Here is a 17,715-nt window from a genome sequence, read left to right as displayed (position 1 = left end):
AATGTCAAGAGCGCTGACGGCACGGCTACCACGATCACCGTCAACATCTTGGGCACGAATGACGCAGCAGTACTTAGCGCCGCAACAGTCCCGCTGACCGAATCCGACGTCGTCCTGACCGCGTCCGGCACCCTGACCGTTACCGATATCGACAGCGCCGCAAGCTATGTCGGGGGCACCTTTACCGGTGCACACGGCACTGTAGTACTGCAGGCGAACGGCCAGTGGACTTACAACGCCAGTTCGGCGCACAACGAGTTTGTGGGTGGTACGACCTATACCGATGTCTTTAATGTCAAGAGCGCGGACGGCACGGCGACCACGATTACCGTCAACATCCTTGGCACCAACGATGCTGCGATGCTCAGCACGGCCGTTGTACCGTTGACTGAATCGGACGCCATCCTGACCGCATCGGGCACCCTGACCGCCAGCGATATCGACAGTTCCGCAAGCTATGTCGGGGGCACCTTTACCGGCACCCACGGCACTGTGATACTGCAGACGAACGGCCAGTGGACTTACAACGCCAGTTCGGCGCACAACGAGTTTGTCGGTGGTACAACCTATACCGATGTCTTTAATGTCAAGAGTGCGGACGGCACGGCGACCACGATTACCGTCAACATCCTTGGCACCAACGATGCTGCGATGCTCAGCACGGCCGTCGTACCGCTGACCGAATCGGACGCCATCCTGACCGCATCGGGCACCTTGACCGTCAGCGATATCGACAGCGCCGCAAGCTATGTCGGGGGCACCTTTACCGGCATCCACGGCACGGTAGTACTGCAGACGAACGGCCAGTGGACTTACTCCGCCAGTTCGGCGCACAACGAGTTTGTCGGTGGTACGACCTATACCGATGTCTTCAATGTCAAGAGCGCGGACGGCACGGCGACCACGATTACCGTCAACATCCTTGGCACCAACGATGCTGCGGTGCTCAGCACGGCCGTGGTACCGCTGACCGAATCGGATACCATCCTGACCGCATCGGGCACTCTGACCATCAGCGATATCGACAGCGCCGCAACCTACGTGGGGGGCACCTTTACCGGTACCCACGGCAAGGTGGTGCTTCAGTCTAACGGCCAGTGGACCTATACCGCCAGTTCGCCACACAACGAGTTCGTCGGAGGGGCCACTTACACCGATGTCTTCAACGTCAAGAGCGCCGATGGCACGGCAACAACAATCACCGTCAATATCCTCGGAACGAATGATGCAGCAGTTCTCAGCACTGCCGTAGTGCCGCTGACCGAATCGGACGCCATCCTGACCGCATCAGGCACCCTGACCATCAGCGATATCGACAGCGCCGCAACTTATGTCGCTGGCACCTTCACCGGCACCCACGGCAAGGTGGTGCTGCAGACTAACGGCCAGTGGACCTATACCGCCAGTTCGGCGCACAACGAATTTGTCGGCGGTACCACCTACACCGATGTCTTCAACGTCACGAGCGCGGACGGCACGGCCACATCGATCACCGTCAACATCCTGGGCACGAATGACGCAGCAGTACTGAGCACCGCAACAGTTCCGCTGACCGAGTCCGACGCCATCCTGACCGCCTCGGGCACCTTGACGGTCAGCGACATCGACAGCTCCGCCACCTATGCGGCGCTCACTTATACGGGCCAGTACGGTAGCGTCGCGCTGCAAACCAACGGCCAGTGGGTCTACACCGCCACGACCGCTCACAATGAATTTGTCGCAAACACCACCTACAGCGACGTGTTCATCGTAAAAAGCGCCGACGGCACCGCCACCACGATCAGCGTCAACATCCTGGGCACCAACGACGCGGCCATCATTACCCCGACCACGGTCAACCTCATCGAGAGCAACGTCGCGCTCGTGCAATCGGGCACAATCAGCATCACCGATGCCGACAGCGCTGCGACCTTCGTCGCCGGCACTCTGCCCGGCACCTACGGCAGCCTGGCCATCAGCGCCGCCGGCAGCTGGACCTACACCGCCAGCACGGCGCACAACGAATTCCAGGTCAACAAGACCTACACCGACACCTTCACCGTCACCTCGGCCGACGGCACCAAGGGCACAGTGGTGGTCAATATCGCCGGCACCAACGACGCACCCATCGCCGCCAACGATACCAATTCCATCACCGAGGATGGCGCATCGAGCACGCTTACCGTTGTGGCCGCAAATGGCCTGATCCTGAGCACGGCGACTCCGGCCGGCAAAGACACGGACCCGGAAAGCGACGCGCTGAGCATCAGCGCCCTGCGCACCGGCACTAACGGCGCCGGCGCCACCGGCACCGCCGGCGCGATCGGCGCGCCGCTAAGCGGCGCGTACGGCGCACTGACCGTCAATGCCGACGGCAGCTACTCGTACCAGCTGCGCAACAACAGCGCCGAGGTACAGAATCTGATGGCCGGCGAAACAGCCTACGACACGTTCACCTATACCGTCAGTGACGGCAACGGCGGCTTTAGCAGCGCCATGCTGACCATCGCGGTCAATGGCTCGATGGATCTGACTTCCGCCCCTGCCACGCTAACCGCACTGCCCAACGCGGCCAACGGCCTGACCGGCGCCTACTATGGCTACAACGAGACGGTCACGACCACCGGGCGCACCCACAGCGACGACGGCAAGGCCTTCTTCGGCAATCACCAGGCAGCGGGCAACCTCAATTCGGTGGAAGACATGGCCTTTATCATGGACGGGCGCAACGCGCTCGCCGGCGGGGGCAGCGTGGTGGGCACCGCCAATTCGGCCATCTACAGCAGTGCCGACGTGACGTTCCAGGCGCGTATGCTCAGCTATGGCGTCGGCCAGACCGTCACCACCGCGCTCGGCTCGAACGGGAACCTGGCCGCCGGCAGCACCCTGCCCGCCGTCAACGGCGGCTCGAGCACGCTGGGTCTGACCAACTTCCTGTACCAGGACAAGTCGACCGGTCTGGTGCAAACCGGCGCGGGCAACACCAACGGTACCTCCGGGCTGGGCAGCACCACCGACGCGGCAGTACGCCTGAGCGGACAGTTTTACGTGCAGCCGGGCTTTTACGACTTCCGCGTGTATGCCGACGATGGCTTCCGCCTGAACGTGGCCGGCCAGACGCTGATTGAATTCGACGGCAACCAGGCGCCGACCACGCGCGTGTTTTCCAACGTCCAGCTGAGCAATATCGAAGGCGGCCTGCAGGATATCGAACTGCTGTACTGGGAACAGGGCGGCAATGCCGTGCTGCGCATCGAGTACAAGGCCAGCAACGACGCGACGAACACCTATCAGACGCTGTCGCTGCAAAACACGGCCATGTTCTCGGCTGAAGCTGCGCCGACGCTGAGCGACCCGCAGATCCAGGACCTGGTCTACGACGGCACCAGCGCCACCTGGCAGATGCGCACCGGCAGCCGGCTTGACGGCGACGCCAGCGGCAATACCCTGACCGGCGGCGCCGGACGAGATCTGCTCTCAGGCAATGGCGGCGCCGACATCCTCAACGGCGGCGGCGGCGCCGACCGCCTTGACGGCGGGGCCGGTGACGACAAGTTGTACGGCGAAGCCGGCAACGACGTACTGATCGGCGGCGCCGGTGCCGACCGCCTCGAAGGCGGCGCGGGCGACGATATCTATGTCCTGTCCGATACGTTCGACACACTCGTCGAGGCCGCCAGCGGGGGCGTTGACACGGTCCAGCTCGACTCCACGTATTCCGCTGCATCGTACGCGCTGCTCGCCAATTTCGAGAACGCGACGGCCTTGGGTTCGAGCAACATCAACCTGACCGGCAACGCGGCCGATAATCGGCTTGAAGGCAACAGCGGTAACAATACGCTGGTGGGCAATGCCGGCAACGACTACCTCGTGGGCGGTGCGGGCAATGACATCCTGAGCGGTGGCGCCGGCGCCGACGTGTTTGCATGGGGTCTGGCCGACAAGGGCGTGGCTGGCGCGCCGGCGCTTGACACGATCACCGACTTTAGCTACGGCACCGGGTTTAGCACGGTGGAGTCGAGCACCGCCGGCGTGGCGGTGGGCGGCGGCGACGTGCTCGACCTGCGCGACCTGCTGGTGGGTGAACACACCAGTTCGGGCGTGACCGCGCAGACGACGTCGCTGGTTGAAATTTCGAACCTGAGAAATTACATTCACGTGGAGATCAGCGGCACCACCACCATTTTGCACATCAACAGCACGGGCGGTTTTACAGGAGCCGTCACCAACAATGTGGGCGAAAACCAGACTATCACGCTCAACCAGAACCTGTACACCGCCACCGGGATCGCCGCCGGCGACGACACGAACCTGCTCAAGATGCTGATCAAGATGGGAACGCTGCGGGTGGATTGACGCAAGGGTCGGAAAATCGGGGAAATTGTAGGTCGGAAAAGCGCGAGCGCATTCCGACATTGCATGCGTCACCGTGACGCGTGCGATGTCGGAATGCGCTCGCGCTTTTCTGACCTACGAGGTAACTATTGGGCCAAATCCTGCACCGCCGGCCCGGTGGCGCCGTCGAACCCGAGAGCGTCGAGCGCATTTAACTCGGCCACGTCGCTCACGCCTTCGGCATACACCTGCAGCCCCAATTTGTGCGCAATGCTGTTCAAGCCGCGCAGAAAATTCTGGTTGCCGCCATTGATATTGATATCGCGGATAAAGCTGCCGTCGACCTTCACGTAATCGAGCGCCATGTCATGCAGCAGGGCGATCTGCTTGAAATGCCGGCCAAAATGTTCAATCCCCAGCCGGCAGCCACTCGCGCGCAGCGCTTCGCAAAACACCCGGAACGCGTCGAGCTGCGCGAACACGCCGCTCTCGGGCACTTCCAGCCACAAGCGCCTGGCCACGGCCGCTCGCGCGCCAATCAGCTCGAGCACCTGCTGGCGAAACTGCGGATCCTGCACCGAACGCGCCGACAAGTTGACCGCCAGGCCAGGCAGCGTAGCGTCGCCCGCCAGCTCGTCCAGGCCAAGCGTGACGGCCACCAGATCGAGCCGCGTGGTCAACCCCAAGCGCTCGGCAATCGGCAAAAAGCGCGCCGCCGGAAACCATTCGCCACCGAACATCAGGCGCAGCGCCGATTCGCGGTGCACCACGTTGCCGGCCATGTCGACTACGGGAAACGAGGCCATGCGCACCCAGCGCTGTTCGAGGCTGCGTTCGATCAGTCTGGCCCATTCGCCGGCGCTGCGCGGCGCTTCGGCGATATTAAGCGGCAGCTCTTCGCGCACGGCGCTCACGCCCTGCGCTTCGGCCGCCGCCAGCGCGGTATCGACCTGCGAGAGCAGCGCACCGAGATTGAGCCCGTACTGGATCTTGCCGATGCCAACATACACGGGCGCCTCGCTGCCGCCGCGATTGACCACTTCGCCGGCCACGCCAGCCAGCAGCGCCTGCGCCACCGCGTGCGGCTCGGCGCCGCGCAGCACCAGCGCAAAGTCGCTGCCGTTCAGGCGCGCGGCAAAGCCGTCCGCGTGCAGCTGGGCCTGGGCATCGAAGCGCTCGCCGATCGCGGCCAGCATGGCGTCGGTGGCCTTGTGGCCCAGTTGCCGGTTCAAGTCGGCCAGGTGCGACAGGCGCAGCAAAATCAGGCTGCCGTGCGCGCCATCCTCGACCGCCAGCACTTCGCCCATTTGCTGCATGAAATGGTGGCGGTTGGCCAGCCCGGTCAGCGCGTCGGTATTGGCTTCGCGCCGGATCGCCTCGAGCCGCTCGGCTTCATCGGCGAACAATGACTTGAGCAGCACCACGGTCGAATTCATCGCCACGCTGAGCTGGCGCAGTTCCGGCACGTTCGATACCGGCGTGGTGACGAAGCGGCGCTCGGCGATCGCGCGCGCCTGTTCGACCACGGCGTCCAGGGGGCGCTTCAAGCGGCGCAAAATCAGCGTGGCCAGGTAGCCTGCCACCAGGCCCGAAAAGGCCAGCACCGCAATCATCTGCAGCGTCGAATTCCACAGCGTGTGATAGGCGAACTGGCTGCGGCTGACGATGGTCAGCGTGCCGACCTGCTTCCAGCCGCTGGCGATATGGGCCACGCCGGGGGCCGGGCGAATCGGCAGCAGGGCCATGAACCACCCTGGCACGCCGCTGTGCCCGGGCGCGCCGCGCCGCTCGACCAGCATCTTGCCGCGCGGATCGACCAGCGTGATGGCGTCATAGTGGCCGCTGTCGAACAGCGCCGCGATCGACAATTCGAGTTCCACCGGTTCGACCGCCCGCAGCGACAGCGCCTGCGCCAACACGGTGGCGTTGTCGATGTTCTTCAGTTCGAGCTGGGTTTGCAGGTAGGAGCGCGCGCTGAGCGTCGTGGCCAGCAGGCCGCCGGCCAGCGCAAGCAGGGTTCCGATGATCAGGGCGATCCAGAGTTGGCGGTACATCGACATGGGACGTCCTCAGAAAGATAAAAAAAATAACATCAGTCAAAACCTTCGCGCCGCGCCCGCAACAGCAGGTCCTGCCACGCCGACAGGCGTTCCGTGCCGCCCGCGGCCGGCGCGCCCGCGGCCGCGCCGGCGAACACGCCCAGCCGGTTGAAACTGAACACAGGCGTCAGGTCGGCGCGGCGCGCGGCCGGGCGAATGTCGGTGATCAGGTTATCCAGGATCATCGGGTCCGCGTCCGGCGTCGGGTAATACGCCAGCACCATGTGCGCCTGCTGCAGCGAACTGGACGGGCCGCCAAGGCGCGCGCGCACGTAAATTAGGCGCAATTGAACATCCGGCACATTCATGTCCAGCAAAGAAAAGTATTTTGCGATAACAAAGTCTTCGCAATCTCCTTTTCCTTTCGTCATCGTTTCAAAAGGCGTGGCCCAAAAGTCCGACTTGCCCCACACGGCCAGGTCATCGGCAAAGGCAATGCGGCGATTGAAGAATTCATTGACCTTGATCAATTTTATGTCAGTTGTCTGTTGACGATTGTCGTCCAACATTTTTGCCCAGTCACGCAAGGCGTTGCTGCCCGCCGCTGCCGCCTGCACCCGCGCCGGCAAGCGCGCCCCATCGATCGCCGCCGCGAGCAGCATGGTAAAGCACAGCAGCGCGCACAGCAGCGAGCGGGCCGGCGTCAAGCCGGACCGGCGCTGCTTTGCACTAGGCGAAAGAGAGGGAAATTGCACGGTCCGGGATCAGGCGCAGGACCCGACTTTGTTATCAAATATCAAAATATCCTTACATCCAAGCAAATACTTGAAAACAAGATTACACTAAGGGCTATCGGAGGCGTGGCAAAACATGCGTTTAACATAGTTGCGTGAGAACATCCAATTACCGCTGTGAAACGTATAATATTTGCAGCAGTACTGTAGAGGCGTTAGTCACGCTCTATTTTATTGCCATTATGCATTAATTTAACGCGAAAAATACACTTTACAGTCTTCTGGACTGCCAAGGAAAACATTCCAAATGAAGTTGAAAAATACCTGCGCCCTTGCCACCCTTGTCGCCCTTGCCGTTGGCTCGCTGGCCAGCCACGCGCAAACCCAGACGCTCAAGGAAGTCACCCAGCAAGCCGTGCTGTCGAACCCGGAAGTGCAGGCGCGCTGGCATGCGTTCGAAGCGGCCGGCCATGAGCGCGCCGCCGGCGCCGGCGCCTATCTGCCGCGCCTGGACCTGGCCGCCGGTATTGGCCGCGACAACCAGGACGACCCGCTCAGGACCAGCAAGCTGTCGCGCAGCTCCACCTCGCTCACCCTGACCCAGATGCTGTTCGACGGCTTTCTGACCAAAAACGACGTGGCCCGGCTGGATCACGCCCGCCTGGCGCGACTGTATGAATTGCGCGACACGACCGAGACGGTGGTGCTGGACGTGGTGCGCAGTTACGCCGACGTGCTGCGCTATCGGCGCCTGGTGGAACTGGCCGAAGACAATTACGTGCGCCACCAGGCGGTGTTCATCCAGATCCAGAAAAAGACTCAGGCTGGCGTGAGCCGCCGGGTCGACCTCGAGCAGATTGCGGGCCGCCTGGCGCTGGCCGAATCGAACCTGCTGCAGGAAACGGCCAACCTGCACGATGTCAGCGCGCGCTTTCAGCGCCTGGTGGGCGTCGTCCCCGCCGCGACGCTCGAACCGATGAAGCCGCTGACGGGCGGCCTGCCGCTCACCATCGGCGCCGCCCTCGGCACCGCCCTCAAAACGCACCCGGCGCTGCAGGCGGCCGTTGAAAACGTGCGGGCCAACGACAAGGCCGGCGCCGCGCGCCGCGCCGCCTACGCGCCGCGCCTGGATTTGGTGATGCGCAATGACCGCGGCAACAACTTGAACGGCATCAGCGGGCGCACCAACAACGGCGCCGTGGAATTGCAGATGTCGTGGAACCTGTTCAACGGCTTGTCGGACCTGTCGCGCGTGCGCCAGCAGGCGGACCTGATCAATGTGGCGCGCGACCAGCGCGACAAGGCCTGCCGCGACGTGCGCCAGACGCTGCTCATCGCCTACAACGACACGGTCAAGCTGACCGAGCAGCTGAGCTACCTCGACCAGCACCAGCTGTCGATTGAAAAGGCGCGCGACGCCTACCGCAACCAGTTCGACATTGGCCAGCGCTCGCTGCTGGACCTGCTCGATTCCGAAAACGAACTGTTCCAGTCGAAGCGCTCGTACGCCAACGCGCAGTACGACCAGTTTTATGCCTACGCGCGCACCCACGCCGGCATGGGCCTGCTGCACCAGGCGCTGGGACTGTCGCGCCAGGAGCCGGGCGCGCTGCCCGAGTCGGGCCGCCAGGACGACCGCGCCGACGCAGTGCAGAACTGCCCGAACGAGCTGCCGCAAACCTACGTGATCGACAAGGCCAAACTCAACGAGCGGGCCAGGGAGTATGTGTTCAATACGCCGACCGGGCCTTTGCCTGCCGCGCCGGCGATTACCGCACCTGCGGCGCCGGCCCCGGTCGCGCCACCGGTGCTGGCCCCGATCGTCAAGCCTGCGCCGCCGGTTCCGGCGTGCGTGGCACCGGCCATGCCTGCCTCCGACGCCCTGGCGCCGGTCACGCGTCCATCCGCGCGCAAGTACAAGCGCAAGGCACCCGCCCGGCGCAAGGCGGCCGACCCGACCTTTGGCTGCAAGCCGGTGTAATGGCCTAGTGTCCTGAGTTGGAAGTTCGTTGCTTATAAATGTTCCGAAATCGCCGAGAGACAAGGAACAAAAGCGGAGCAAGGCCGAGGCCTTGCGAGCATTTTTGACGCAGTATCGCGGGGATTCTCGGGATATTTATTCCAACTCGAGACACTAGACTTCGATGACCAGATCTTCCCGAAAGGCCGCCTGCTCGCCCTTGTTCAGGTACCCGAGGGGATTGGCGAGAACGCGGCAGGCCCACGCGCGCGCACCGTCGCTGCCGCGCACGATGTAGTCATTGGCGCAGTGCAGGTGGCCGTGCAGCCACACATCGACCAGCGGAAACAGGTCGTCCATCGCATTGCAAAAGCCGGCCGTGCCGGGTGTGAGGCCGTAGCGCGGGTCGGCGCTTTGCAGGCTTGGCGCGAAATGCGTCACCGCGACTGTCTTTCCGCCCCAGGGGACGGCCAGCGCGGCGCGCAGCCAGCTCTGGCACGCCAGCGACATGGTGCAGATGCCTTCTGCCAGCACCGGCTCGCCGGCCTTCAAGGTGGTGTTTTTGCTCAGATAGTAATTGGCGGCGCGGTGCGCCTTGGTGCGCTGCTGGATCTGGCGCGCCAGCGTCGACTCGCGCGCGGCCAGCGCCTCGAAATCGCTCCACAAGGTAGTGCCGACAAACCTGACGTCCCCAATGGTGACGACTTCGCGTTCGAGCCAGGTGATGCCGAGCCGTTCGCAGGTGCGGCGCAACCGCGCATAGGTGTCGTCGAAGTCAAGCGCGTCGAATTCATGGTTGCCCGGCACGTACAGCACGCGCGCGCACCCAAAACCGCTCTGCAGCGGCGAAAACCGGCCCAGGCCGAAGTCGTCGTCCTCGAGGCGCGAGCCGGTTTGATACGAGCCCACGTCGCCCGCCACGATGACGACGTCGGTGGCCGGATGGATGAGGGGACGAAAGTGCGGGGCACGCTCGAGATGCAGGTCGGAGAAAAGCTGTAGGCGCATAGTTAGCGCAGTATAGCCGCCTCTGGCAGGGCGCGCTTTGCGCCCTCAATCAATGGACCTATCCGGTCAGCAAGCTCGTCGAATAGGTCCACCGTGCTGTCGGACATGCGGTTCCATCTAGGCGTCGCATGCTCTACACCCTTCTCTATAATCACCGTAACCTGGCTCGCCAAGGGACATCGTACCGAGCAATCGCAAATCAAGCAGATGCCTTGCGGTCTGCCAGCCAGCCACATTGGCTTGACTTGCAGACCAACCGAGAGGCGTCGTTCGCACGTGTCCCGTAGCAATATCGATTGCGTACCCATGACTGTTCATTATCCTTTGCACCGCACCTAAATGCGCAGCAAGGCTCGCTTCTACAAGGTCGCCAATTGCTGGAGCGTCGCCAGTGATGACATGGCAGGTGACGATGGCTCCGTAAAAGCGTGCGAATCTGTCGGCAGCCCATCTCGCCCAATTGCCGGGGGTGCGTGCACCGGCGCCGATGTGACAGGTGAATGTGGCCTGTGCATTTCTAAATATGACTTGGGCGCAGCCGATTAGCGAGTCGGTGAATAGAGTGGCAACGTGCGCTTGCGCATTCCGAACGCCTAAGCCCTCGTTAATCCCGCACCGGATGCGGTAAGGAGGGGCGCTTCCGTGAGTGTGGCCGTGAGTACGCGGTCTTGAATACTCCCAGGAGGGCGGCCCCGAAACAGAAGTATGAGCAAATTCGCCCATGCCGTGCTGGCTGCAGCTCGCGCAGGGTTTGGGTGTGCCGTGGTACGGACAGGTAGCCATGATCGTGCCCTCATCGTCGGAATTTTTCGATAGGTCGTGCTTCTTCGCTTGTCTGGATTAATTACTATTTTTATAATGTTACTACGAAGACGCGCAGCGTTGTAGATTTTTGTCGGGATGTCGCCCGGGGCCTTGAAAGAGGAGAGTGGGCGAGCGCCCAGCGCTGACGGCGAGGCGCCGCCGAGTGGAATCACATGCAAGGATGGCGTGCGCACGCGTTGCCATGGCTTGCCACAACGTCGCGCTGGATCGGTAGCGAATGCAAGCGAGAGCGCTTCAAGCGCGAGCCGCTACCCACCCTGGCAAAAAAGCGCAGAGCTGCGTCAGCTTGAGAACGCAACACGATAGCTGCGAGTTGTCGCGGCCCCGGAAGCGCATGGAACGAAAAAAAACGGCCATCCAGCCGCCTTTTCGTGGAAAACGTGCTGCCCTCTGGCGGTCAGAAACGCATCAGCCGCTCGATCAACGCTTCCGGGTCGGATTCGACCATCATCAACCCCGCATGCTGCGGCTTGATGAACGCTTCGCCGCGCGCGTGGTCCAGGAAACCGACCAGCTGGTCGTAAAAGCCGCTGACATTGAGCACGCCCACCGGTTTGGCATGGATGCCAAGCTGCGACCAGGTGAGCATCTCGAACAGCTCTTCGAGCGTGCCCATCCCGCCCGGCATGGCAATGAAGCCGTCGGACAGCTGCGCCATCATGGCTTTGCGCTCGTGCATGTCCTTGACGACGAACAGGCGCGTCAGGCCCGAATGGGCCAGCTCGCGGTCCACCAGCTGCTGAGGAATGACGCCGCTCACTTCGCCCCCGAGGCGCAGCACTTCGTCGGCGATGATGCCCATCAGGCCCACGTGGCCGCCGCCATACACCAGCGCCACGTTGCGCCCGACCAGCGCGCGCGCCAGGGCCCGCGCGCCATCCGCATACACGCTCGAGGCGCCCGGGTTGGCGCCGCAATAGACGGCAATCGACTTCATTCGTCTTCCAGCTCTTCTTTCGCCGCCTCGACATCGAGGCGCTCCATCGCATCTTGCGGATCAATCGCCGCCGCTTCTTCGTACAGCGCGACGGCCTCCTTCATTTTCTTCTCGCCATCGAGGGAAACGAGCGCGTTGGCGTATTCGATGCGCCCGATGGCCGTGTCGGGATTGAGTTCGATCGCCTTCTTGAACGCCTTGTAGCCCTCTTCCTTCTTGACCTTGTAGGTCAGCGCGCCGATCATCGCGCCCACGCTGCCGATGATCTCGGCGTGAAAAGCGCCCAGCGCGATGTGCGCATCGGCGTGCTTGGGCGCGAGCGCAATGGTTTTGTCGAGGCTGGCGCGCACCTTGGGGGCGATGCCCTGGGCCAGCGCCTTGACGATCGAGATGCCTTGCGCGTAGCGGCCCAGCGCGTATGCGTGCCAGTAGTAGCCGGCGGCGTTGGACGGTTGCTCGAGCTGCTGGCGCTCGCAGCGCTCGGCCACTTCCTCGAACAAGGCGATTTTTTTCTTGTCGTTCTTTTCCAGGTAAGTGGCGTACATGCAGGACGCCTTGTGCGCCACGGCGTAGCCTTCGACACCCGCATCCAGGCCGATCCTGGTGGCCTTTTCAAACTCGCCCGCATGAAAGGCAATCCACGCATCGACCAGCGCCGCTTTTTTCGGAAACGCTTCGGCGTCGCCCGCGTGCAGCCGAGGCCAGGCTTTTTTCAGCGTGGCGGCGGTGTAGACGTAAGCGTCGTCGGGGTGCGGGAATGTGGTCCATGCCATGGGTGGCTCCTTACTTGAGTTGTTTGAGATATTCTTCGGACAGTTTCTGGAACAGCAGGTGGGTGTCGCCGCGCAGGTAGGGTCCGATCAGCGAGAGCACCTGGTAGCAGCCGCGCGCGAGCGCGTCCGACATGGCTTGCTGCTCGGTGTATTTGCGCGGATTGCGCACGTATTCGTAGGACAGCCAGTAGGTGGCGACCACCACCATATTGGTGGCCATGGCGCTGATTTCGGCGTCCGACGCTTCCAGCGACTTTTCGGTGCGCAGGTCTTCGCACAGCTGCTTGGCGACCTTGATCTTGTGCGCCAGGATTTGCTTGAAATGCAGTTCGAGCTTGCGGTTGCGCGACAAAAGGTCATTCAGGTCGCGGTAAAAAAACCGGTAGCGCCAGACCAGCTCGAACATCAGGTGCAAGTACAGCCACACGTCTTCGATGTTGGAGCGGCGCCCTTCGGGCACGGTGAGGATGCGCTCGATCTCGGCTTCAAACTGCACGAAGATCGAGTTGACGATGTCATCCTTGTTGCGGAAGTGGTAGTACAGGTTGCCCGGCGAGATATTCATCTCTTCGGCGATCACCGTGGTGGTGATGTTCGGCTCGCCGAACTCGTTGAACAGCCGCAGGGACAACTCGAGGATGCGTTCGCGGGTACGGCGTGGAGCTTTCTGTAGCATGGCGGGAGGTCACTGTTTTTCTTACACAAGCATAACACTGAAACCGGCCGCAAGAACAGGGCAGTTACTGCGAATCGGCCACCTTCAGGTAGCGTTCAAGGTCGTCGAGCGCCTGGCGCAAGCGCGCCAGCGCCTGACGCGAAGGCGCCTGCTGCACCAGCGACAGACTGGTATCGCGCAGCACGTTCAGTTTGAGCTTGAGGCCATGCCGTTCCAGCTTGGGCCCGATCTCGGCGCGCCGCTCGAGCAGCTCGAGGCGCGTGTTCTGGTACGCCTTTTCGCACATCTCGCGCCGGTTCGAATAGCTGAAGATATTGGTAAAGAAGAGCTGGGCGTCGTCCTGGCTGGGCTGGAACAGCAAGATGTCCACGTCAGGATGGCTTTTTTCGTAACTGGCCATGCCGGAGGCGATGCGCGAATGCAGGATCGAACGCAGCGTCTGCGAGAGCACGTCGAGCAGCCCGCCCGAGGACAGCTTGCCAGGCGCGTTGCGCAGCTCGCGCCCGCGCGCATTGTAGGGGACGATGGCATTCACGCAAAACAGCATGTCGACCCCTGCTTCGAGCGCGATCGAGGCGTGCATGCTCTTGCGTACGGCGCCGTCGACAAAATGGTGGCCGTGGATTTCCACCGGCGGGAACAGCCCCGGCACGGCGGCGCTGGCCTGGACCGCTTTCGAGATCGGGATCGCGTCCCAGCCCTTCTGGCCAAAGCGCACCGCGTCGCCGGTATCGAGGTCGGTGGCCACGATCACCAGCTTGTTGCGCAGCTTGCGAAAGTCATTGGTGCGGCCCGCGCGCGCAAACGTCGCCTTCATGTAGCGATGAATGCCCTCGCCCGACAAGATCCCGGCAGGCAGCGCTTCTTTCAGGCGTTCGAAGGAGGCGAACACGCTCCTGCGGTTGCGCGCGTAATGGAACAGGCTGGACGCCAGCAGGCCCGGCAGCAGCGCCAGGCGCTTGCTGATTTCGGCTGTGGCCGGGCGCAGCAGCAGCTCCGGCTTGAACAGCGCCGCGCCGTCGGCGGCGTCGACGTCGCTCTCGATGAACAGGCGGCACATCTGATGCGGCGTGATGCCGTTGGCCAGCGCGGCGGCGATGATGCCGCCGGCGCTGATGCCCACGTAGATGTCGGCGTCGTTTACGTCCAAGCCTTCGATCGACTCTTCGAGCGCGGCCAGCACGCCGATCTCGTAGACCGCGGCCAGCGGTCCGCCGCCGGCCAGTGCCAGGCCGATTTTGCGCTGCGGGGGATTTTCTGTGCTCGAAGTCATGGTGTATTTGCTCTTTTTAAAACGTAAAAAGGGCCTGCGCAAAGCACAGGCCCTTTGTCAGGCTGGCGCGCGCAATTACGCTGCGCTGGTGCTCTCTACCGGCGTGTCGTTGACTTTTTCGGCGGCGGCTTTCTTAGGTGCTGTCTTTTTTGGGACGGCTGCATTTTTAGGCGCGGCTGGCTTGACGGCGATCTTCTTTGCGGCGGCTGGCTTGGCGGCTGGCTTCGCAACTGCCTTAACTGCTGGCTTCGCAACGGCCTTGACTGCGGCCTTTTTAGCGACCGGCTTCTTGGCAGCTGCCTTTGGCGCGGCCTTGGCCGCTGGCTTGGCGGCCGGGATCTTTTTGCCGGTAGCGGCAGCCACTGCGCGGCTGAGCTGCTCGACGCGGCGGGTCAATTCCTGGATGTCTTTCTGGGTCGGCACGCCAATGGTCGACAGGGCGCGAGCGACGCGGTCTTCGAAGACCTGCTCAAGCTTGTCCCACGAACCGGAAGCTTGCTTCGACACGCCATCGGCAACCTTGGTGACGGTGTCGGTCACGCCGGAGACTTTATCTTCGGCCATTGAACGGGTACGGCGCTGCAGGTTGGTGCCTTCTTCGACCAGCTTGCTAAATACACGGCCGCCTTCTTCCTGGGCCTTGGCGAAAGCGCCCAGGCCTGCCTGCCAGATCTGGTGAGCGGAGGTACGAACGGCGCTAGCCAATTGTTTGTCTTCGGCTTTTGCCAGTGTCTTCAGTTTCTTTACCATTGTGAGCTCCCGGTTTGTGTGTGATTCCGTCAGTGATTCGAAGTCGAACCCTTCTTTGATGAGAGCATTTTAGTGAGCAATTCTAGAGATCGGATACTAAACGCATAGAGAGCAGCTTCTAAAAGGGAGAACAGCGCAACAAGATCGACCAAGACTCCTTGCCAACCGGGCATTCCCCTGTAATGATTAGTGTATCTATTCAAATAACCAGCACAAGGGAGACACCACGATGCAGTATTTTGTCACAGGAGCGACCGGGTTTATCGGCAAGCGTTTGGTCAAGAAGTTATTGGCACGAAAAGGCAGCGTGGTGTACTTCCTGATGCGCGAAGCGAGCAAGGACAAGCTGGGCGAACTGCTCGAATTCTGGGGCACCACCAAGGCGCGCGCGATTCCGGTTTTTGGCGACCTGCGCGAAGCGAAGCTGGGCGTCTCCAAGGACGATACCAAAAAGCTGTCCAAGAACATCGACCATTTCTTCCACCTGGCCGCTATCTATGACATGACCGCCGACGCCGACGACCAGGCCGCGGTCAATGTCGACGGCACCCGCAATACGGTGGACTTTGCCAACGTCATCCACGCCGGCTGCCTGCATCATGTATCGTCGATTGCCGCCGCCGGCATGTACGAAGGGATCTTCCGCGAAGACATGTTCGACGAAGCTGAAGGACTCGACCACCCCTACTTCGCCACCAAGCACGACTCCGAAAAAATCGTCCGCAACGAGACCAAAGGTGCGTTTCGCGTCTACCGTCCGGGCATGGTCGTGGGCGACTCGGTCACCGGGGAAATGGACAAGATCGACGGTCCCTACTATTTCTTCAAACTGATTCAGCGCATCCGCCAGTTGCTGCCGCCTTGGATGCCGACCATCGGCCTTGAAGGTGGGCGCATCAACATCGTGCCGGTCGACTTTGTGGTCGACGCCATGGACAATATCGCCCACCAGAGCAAGCTCGACGGCCAGTGCTTCCACCTGACCGATCCGGAACCGATGCGGGTGGGCGAAGTGCTCAACGTGTTCTGCCGCGCCGCGCATGCGCCGACCATGAGCATCCGCATCAACGCCGCGCTGCTCGGCTTCATTCCGAAGTCGGTCAAGAAGGGCATCATGGCGCTCTCGCCGGTGCGCCGCGTGCGCGACGCGCTGATGAAGGACCTGGGCCTGCCGTCCGACCTGATGGGCTTTATCAACTACCCTACCCGCTTCGACAGCCGCGAGACGCAGCGCGCGCTTAAGGGCACGGGCATCGCCTGCCCGCCGCTCGAGTCCTACGCCGCCCCGATCTGGGATTACTGGGAGCGCAAACTCGACCCGTCGCTGTTCATCGACCACACGCTGCGCGGCACCGTGGCCGGCAAGGTGGTGCTGATCACCGGCGGCTCGTCGGGCATCGGCCTGGCGGCGGCCCACAAGATGGCTGAGGCGGGCGCCATTACCATCATTTGCGGGCGCGACGAAGACAAGCTGGCCGAAGCGCGCAAGGAAATTACAGATCGCGGTTTCGACTGCGTGACCTATTCTGCCGACGTGGCCGACATGGCCGACTGCGACCGCTTCGTGCAGGTGCTGCTGGAGAACCATGGCGGCGTCGACGTGCTGGTCAATAACGCGGGCCGCTCGATCCGGCGCGCGATCGAAGGCAGCTTTGACCGCTTCCACGATTTCGAGCGCACCATGCAGCTCAACTATTTTGGCTGCCTGCGCCTGACCATGGGACTGCTGCCCAAGATGATCGCGCAAAAGAAGGGGCACATCATCAATATCTCGTCGATCGGCGTATTGACAAATGCGCCGCGCTTTTCGGCGTATGTGGCCTCCAAGGCGGCGCTGGAAGCGTGGACGCGCTGCGCGTCGTCGGAGTTGTCGGACGTGGGCATTAAGTTCACGACGATTAACATGCCGCTGGTGAGAACGCCGATGATCGCGCCGACAAAAATCTACCAGAACGTGCCGACGCTGGCACCTGAAGAAGCGGCCGACATGATCGCCGAGGCGATCGTCTACAAGCCGGTGCGCATTGCGACCCGCGTGGGCGTGTTCGGACAGGTGCTGCATGCCTTGATGCCGCGCGTGGCGCAGATCGTGCTCAACACGACGTTCCGCATGTTCCCCGATTCGGATGCGGCCAAGGGCGGCGACAAGAAGGCGCCGCAGATGAGCTCGGAACAGATCGCGATGCAGCAGTTGCTGCGCGGGGTGCACTTCTGATGCTGGTCTGTGCGTAAAAAAAAGGAGCTTCGGCTCCTTTTTTTTGCTATTGATCAGAGCGGATGAAGTTGGTGAGGCGGGCGATTTGCGCCGCGCGCCGTACGTTCGACGCGCCAGGGATCACAATCCACTTGTCATGCTGGTAGATGCCGAATATCAATATGAAACTCTATTAACCATGCCCTCTTTTCAGCAAACCCTGACCGATGTT

At 62.2% G+C, this 17,715-nt stretch carries 11 protein-coding genes; 3 read left to right on the top strand and 8 right to left on the bottom strand.

Features of this window, described 5'->3' with window-relative positions:
* Positions 1-4,335, top strand: a 4,335-nt coding sequence (locus ACP7D4_RS21600; protein ID WP_426211236.1) for a beta strand repeat-containing protein, incomplete at its 5' end; no start/stop codon positions are given.
* Between the two features lie 125 nt (positions 4,336-4,460).
* Here the strand turns inward: ACP7D4_RS21600 and ACP7D4_RS21595 are convergent.
* Both ACP7D4_RS21595 and ACP7D4_RS21590 read right to left on the bottom strand, forming a co-directional pair.
* The gene (locus ACP7D4_RS21595) at positions 4,461-6,374 is read right to left on the bottom strand and encodes a bifunctional diguanylate cyclase/phosphodiesterase (RefSeq protein WP_426211234.1); all 1,914 of its coding nucleotides are present in this window, start codon (positions 6,372-6,374) and stop codon (positions 4,461-4,463) included.
* Positions 6,375-6,406: 32 nt separating this feature from the next.
* The gene (locus ACP7D4_RS21590) at positions 6,407-7,060 is read right to left on the bottom strand and encodes a transglutaminase-like cysteine peptidase (protein WP_426211232.1); all 654 of its coding nucleotides are present in this window, start codon (positions 7,058-7,060) and stop codon (positions 6,407-6,409) included.
* A gap of 334 nt (positions 7,061-7,394) precedes the next feature.
* On the opposite strand from ACP7D4_RS21590, the gene ACP7D4_RS21585 reads away from it, so the two are divergent.
* Positions 7,395-9,068 carry a TolC family outer membrane protein gene (locus ACP7D4_RS21585; RefSeq protein ID WP_426211231.1) on the top strand — a complete coding sequence of 558 codons (1,674 nt, stop codon included), beginning with the start codon at positions 7,395-7,397 and terminating at the stop codon, positions 9,066-9,068.
* Between the two features lie 153 nt (positions 9,069-9,221).
* Here the strand turns inward: ACP7D4_RS21585 and ACP7D4_RS21580 are convergent, their stop codons facing one another.
* The 6 genes from ACP7D4_RS21580 to ACP7D4_RS21555 form a co-directional block, all read right to left on the bottom strand.
* Positions 9,222-10,055: a metallophosphoesterase gene (locus ACP7D4_RS21580; protein ID WP_426211229.1), complete on the bottom strand. Its 834-nt coding sequence runs from the start codon at positions 10,053-10,055 to the stop codon at positions 9,222-9,224.
* Between the two features lie 1,222 nt (positions 10,056-11,277).
* Positions 11,278-11,817 (bottom strand): TIGR00730 family Rossman fold protein, encoded by a 540-nt coding sequence (locus ACP7D4_RS21575; RefSeq protein WP_426107864.1) that lies wholly within the window; start codon positions 11,815-11,817, stop codon positions 11,278-11,280.
* A complete protein-coding gene (locus ACP7D4_RS21570; RefSeq protein WP_426107863.1) occupies positions 11,814-12,590 on the bottom strand; it encodes a hypothetical protein in 777 nt (258 codons plus the stop codon). The genes ACP7D4_RS21575 and ACP7D4_RS21570 overlap by 4 nt, the downstream gene beginning before the upstream one ends.
* Positions 12,591-12,600: 10 nt before the next feature.
* Complete coding sequence (locus tag ACP7D4_RS21565; protein ID WP_426107862.1) at positions 12,601-13,266, bottom strand: TetR/AcrR family transcriptional regulator; 666 nt, start codon at positions 13,264-13,266, stop codon at positions 12,601-12,603.
* 64 nt (positions 13,267-13,330) lie between these two features.
* On the bottom strand, positions 13,331-14,539 hold the full coding sequence (locus ACP7D4_RS21560) for a patatin-like phospholipase family protein (protein ID WP_426107861.1): 1,209 nt from the start codon (positions 14,537-14,539) through the stop codon (positions 13,331-13,333).
* Between the two features lie 75 nt (positions 14,540-14,614).
* Complete coding sequence (locus tag ACP7D4_RS21555) at positions 14,615-15,289, bottom strand: phasin family protein (protein ID WP_426107860.1); 675 nt, start codon at positions 15,287-15,289, stop codon at positions 14,615-14,617.
* 229 nt (positions 15,290-15,518) lie between these two features.
* Here ACP7D4_RS21555 and ACP7D4_RS21550 point away from each other — a divergent pair, with 229 nt between their 5' ends.
* Positions 15,519-17,504, top strand: a complete 1,986-nt coding sequence (locus ACP7D4_RS21550; protein ID WP_426107859.1) for an SDR family oxidoreductase — start codon at positions 15,519-15,521, stop codon at positions 17,502-17,504.
* The last annotated feature ends 211 nt before the right edge of the window (positions 17,505-17,715 follow it).

The organism is Massilia sp. TWP1-3-3 (genome assembly GCF_049897805.1).
GTDB lineage: Bacteria > Pseudomonadota > Gammaproteobacteria > Burkholderiales > Burkholderiaceae_D > Telluria_A.
This window is presented reverse-complemented; position numbering and strand designations above follow the sequence as displayed.

What these genes read in the sequence shown, in the direction of transcription:
- ACP7D4_RS21595 (WP_426211234.1), bottom strand. Translation starts at nt 6,374, where the DNA reads ATGTCGATGTACCGCCAACTCTGGATCGCCCTGATCATCGGAACCCTG.
- ACP7D4_RS21585 (WP_426211231.1), top strand. Translation starts at nt 7,395, where the DNA reads ATGAAGTTGAAAAATACCTGCGCCCTTGCCACCCTTGTCGCCCTTGCC.
- ACP7D4_RS21580 (WP_426211229.1), bottom strand. Translation starts at nt 10,055, where the DNA reads ATGCGCCTACAGCTTTTCTCCGACCTGCATCTCGAGCGTGCCCCGCAC.
- ACP7D4_RS21575 (WP_426107864.1), bottom strand. Translation starts at nt 11,817, where the DNA reads ATGAAGTCGATTGCCGTCTATTGCGGCGCCAACCCGGGCGCCTCGAGC.
- ACP7D4_RS21570 (WP_426107863.1), bottom strand. Translation starts at nt 12,590, where the DNA reads ATGGCATGGACCACATTCCCGCACCCCGACGACGCTTACGTCTACACC.
- ACP7D4_RS21565 (WP_426107862.1), bottom strand. Translation starts at nt 13,266, where the DNA reads ATGCTACAGAAAGCTCCACGCCGTACCCGCGAACGCATCCTCGAGTTG.
- ACP7D4_RS21560 (WP_426107861.1), bottom strand. Translation starts at nt 14,539, where the DNA reads ATGACTTCGAGCACAGAAAATCCCCCGCAGCGCAAAATCGGCCTGGCA.
- ACP7D4_RS21555 (WP_426107860.1), bottom strand. Translation starts at nt 15,289, where the DNA reads ATGGTAAAGAAACTGAAGACACTGGCAAAAGCCGAAGACAAACAATTG.
- ACP7D4_RS21550 (WP_426107859.1), top strand. Translation starts at nt 15,519, where the DNA reads ATGCAGTATTTTGTCACAGGAGCGACCGGGTTTATCGGCAAGCGTTTG.